Below are 3,640 nucleotides of genomic sequence, written 5' to 3'. Positions count from 1 at the left end.
GGCGCCGGCACGGTCCGTGGGGCCGGGGACCGCGATGGCGATGCCTGTCGGGCTGGAGCGCAGCGTGTGGTTGCGCACGACCCAGAAGCCCGAGAGCCTGACCCAGTCCGGGTCCGCCCCGTCGGAGTGCTCGAAGTCGTCACTGAAGAGCAGCGGGCCGAAGGCGCTGATCGTGACCGCATCCTCGTCGCGCAGAGAGGAATCGAGCGTGGAGACGACGGCGAAGGTCACGGTGTACACGCCGCCCTGCGCTGCGCTTGGTGTCCAGGAGAAGATACCGTCCGCCGGATTGAACGTCGCGCCCGGCGGCAGGCCGACGGCTTCTAGGACGACCGGATCGCCCAGCGGGTCCGCTCCAGTGACCGTGAAGTTCAGCAGTTCGCCGACGATGACCGAGCGGCTGCCGATGGGATCGAGTACGGGCGGGTTGCGCGGGACGACCGCTATCGTGACCGCCTCGGAATCCCGCAGGGTCGGAGCGCCGGTGGCGTAAGCGGCAAAGGTCACGGTGTAGCTTCCGACCTGCGCCACGCTCGGCGTCCAGGTGAAGGTGCCATCAGCCGGAGCGAATGTGGCGCCGCTCGGGAGGTCCGCCGCTTCCAGTACGAGCGCGCCGCCCTCCGGATTGGACGCGGTGATCTGGAACGTCAGCGTCTCGCCCGCGATTACCGACTTGCCGCCGATCGGGTCGAGCACGGGCGCGCAGTCGCGGGCGGCGACGCTCACGGGCACGGTCACCTCGGCGGAGAGAGGCGGGTCGCCGTGGTCGGTGACCGTGAAGCGAATAGCGGGGTACGTCCCCGCCTGGGTGCACGTCGGTGCCCACCGGAACTCGCCGGAGTAGGGGGCGAATGCCGCGCCTAGCGGCAGGTTCTCGGCGCCGAACGTCAGCAGGTCGCCGTCGGGGTCAGTCGCGGCGAGCGTGAGGAAGGATTCCATACCCTCGGTTGCGGTGATCTCAGGCGGCTGCGTGAGCGCTGGCGGGCGGTTATAGCGATAGTCCTCGAGCACCACGTCGATGCCGGAAACGGTTTGGCCGGGAAGAACCTCGATAATCCCGGCCTCCGATGCCAGGGTCTTTCCCGGCCACCACTGAGGATAGTATCGATCGTAATAGGTCTTTGTCGTGGAAAACAGGAAGCGGTAACGGCCAGGAGGCAGCTGGAACGAGAAAGGGCCCACGGGGAGGTCGCTCCAGTAGGCTCGGACGGCATCGGTGTCCCCGTCGATGATCGCCAAGTCGCCGTCCCATGTACTGTGGGTTCGACTGATCTGCGCCTCTATGCGGCCCAAGGGCGGGAAATCCGCGTTGATGCCGGTTACCGCCTGCCCCGACCCCACCACGATTGGAACAGCAGTCGCCATGGTGTCTTCAAATGGGTACCACTTGCCCCACGAGAAGGACTGGTCGGAGTCAAAGGCCAACAGGTATGTGCCGGGCGCGACACCGTCGAAGCTGTAGGTGTTATCAATGGTTCCAGAGACGCACCGGAGCATGTGCCCGGCGACGTCCGTAAGGCACACCTTTGCGACCGTGGGAAGTGGTTGGTGGTCCAGCGTCACCGTGCCGGAAATGCTGCCGGTCAAGGCGAGATCAGCATCTATGCCGGTAGTCTGGAGACCGGCCTCGACGACGACCGGGGTGGCCGTCCATGGCGAAACGGCGGCCGGATACCACCTTGCTCCGAAGGTGCTTCCTTCAAAGAGCAGCAGGTAGGAGCCCGGCGAGAGGGCGGTAACCTCGTAGCTTCCGTCAGGGTTTGTGAGACCCGTGCGCAGCGGCGAGGCGCCGGCCGGATCCCGGAGCGCTACCGCGGCGTCGCGGGCGGTCCATACCTCGACGAATCCTTTGAAAGGTGCCCCGACCGCCGTCACGCGTCCGGCGATGCTCCCCGGGGTGCCGAGGCTTTGGAGAACGACCGTCGGGAGTGTGACAGTTTCCCCACTCCGGAACCGCACGACATCAGCCGACGTTTCGTCAGGTTTGCCGTCGAGCCAGGTTGTAGAATATCCCTGCTTGCTGAATTGGAGTTTGCGGTCGCCGCTGGAAGAGACGCTGAAATCCCCGAATGAGTTGGTGCGTGCTTTGTGTGTGGTGCCACAGGCCGTCGACACGTTGACGTCGACGCCCCCGACCGGGGCGCCAGCGCCGTCGACCACCTTTCCGTGCGCAGTGCCCAACGGCGTCTGGGACATGGTGACGCTCGTGATTTCTCCGGGCTTGATGGCGACGGGCGAGGCATCCTCCCACTGGAACGTACTTGGGTAATAGGTGTTGTCCATCAGGTCCTGCGACATGGCGACACCGATGCGGTAGTCCCCCGGCGGGAGGTACTTCGGCGACAAGTAGTATTCCTCCGGCCCGCTGGTGAAGCTCCATGCGGTGTAGTTCTCCGAATTGACCTCCAGCAGACCAGGCGTCGGTACGGTGATGTCATTCCCCCCGGTCACTTCTCCCAGGATCGGTCGGATCGGCACCGGGTCACTCGCCCCCGGATAGTAGAGGTCCCACATGGATGTTCCGGGCGGCGTCACCTTGACGAAATAGGCATCGTCCTCCAGCCCGGTGAGGACGAATCGGCCAAGTCCATCCGTGGTGGCGCGCCGCGGCAACCACTCCGGCCGGAAGGAGGAGGTCTGAATGTCCGCCCCGACCCAGGTGTCCGCCAGCGGAGCGCCGTCCGGCCCCGTCACGGTTCCCGCGATGCGTCCCGGCGGGCCGAGGCGGATGTCGATTCCCGTGAGGGTCTTCCCTTCCTCGACAACCAGCGGCCTCGCGGGAAGCCCGGTAATGTTGCCAGGGAGAACTCTGGGCGTGAAGCCGGTCTGCGGGGATGGCGAGACAACCAGCATGTACCAACCGTTATTCGCATCGCACGAGGGCTCCAGCGTCGGCTCGAGGCCCGTAAGTTCGTAGCGTCCATCCGCCCCGGTCTGAGTCCAGGCGACGGGGCCGGTCCTGAAAGGGAAACCCAAGAACATGTCGCGAGACCAGGGAGTAAGGAAAGGCCGGCCCACGAACGCCTGCACCTCCACCCCCGCCAGCGGCTCCCCGTTCGGTCCCGCGATGCGTCCCGAGATGCCGCCGGTGGCCGCGGCCTCGCGTGGAACGATCAGAGAAAGGCTCGCGATGATTGCCGCCAGCACGACGCCGGATCGCAGATTTCGCTTGGGCGCCATCCCGCCTTCCTCGCCTCCCAACGCCGATTAGTTGAGAATAGTCCGCGCCCAGAGCCGGAAGTTGTCGAGGACGCCCTGCGCGTTGCGCGTCATGACGCCGACGCGGCCGGGGACGGCGGCGGAGAACTGCAGCCCGCCGAGGGGCGTGCCGCCGGCGAAGACCTGCACCGCGCCGCCCGGACGCACGTCGATCCGGACGAACTGCGGGAGATCGACGGGCAGGGCGTGGGTCAGTTGCCGGCGCAGCGGCGGTGACTGGCCGTCGATCACTCCGACCTGGCCGATCTCCGTGGCGCTGGGATAGAAGCGCACATACCGATAGTGCTGCGGGTCGCGGTAGCCGAAGAGCAGCGCGACGTTGGGGGTGCCGGACGGGAGCGGTCGGAGGATCACCTGGGCCACGATCCGGCCCGCGATGAAGTTGGCGCCGGCACGGTCCGTGGGGCCGGGGACCGCGATG

General features: G+C 66.5%; 2 protein-coding genes. Both read right to left on the bottom strand.

What is annotated here, in order from left to right; genetic code table 11:
* The coding region (locus VI078_05115; protein ID HEY5998667.1) for a carboxypeptidase regulatory-like domain-containing protein at positions 1-3,180 on the bottom strand (3,180 nt) is incomplete at its 3' end.
* Positions 3,181-3,207: 27 nt separating this feature from the next.
* On the bottom strand, positions 3,208-3,640 hold a 433-nt coding region (locus VI078_05110), incomplete at its 5' end, for a hypothetical protein (protein HEY5998666.1).

It is taken from the genome of bacterium (assembly GCA_036524115.1).
GTDB lineage: Bacteria > JAUVQV01 > JAUVQV01 > JAUVQV01 > DATDCY01 > DATDCY01.
Note: the sequence above shows the minus strand (reverse complement) of the source record. Positions and strands in the feature narration are given on the sequence as shown.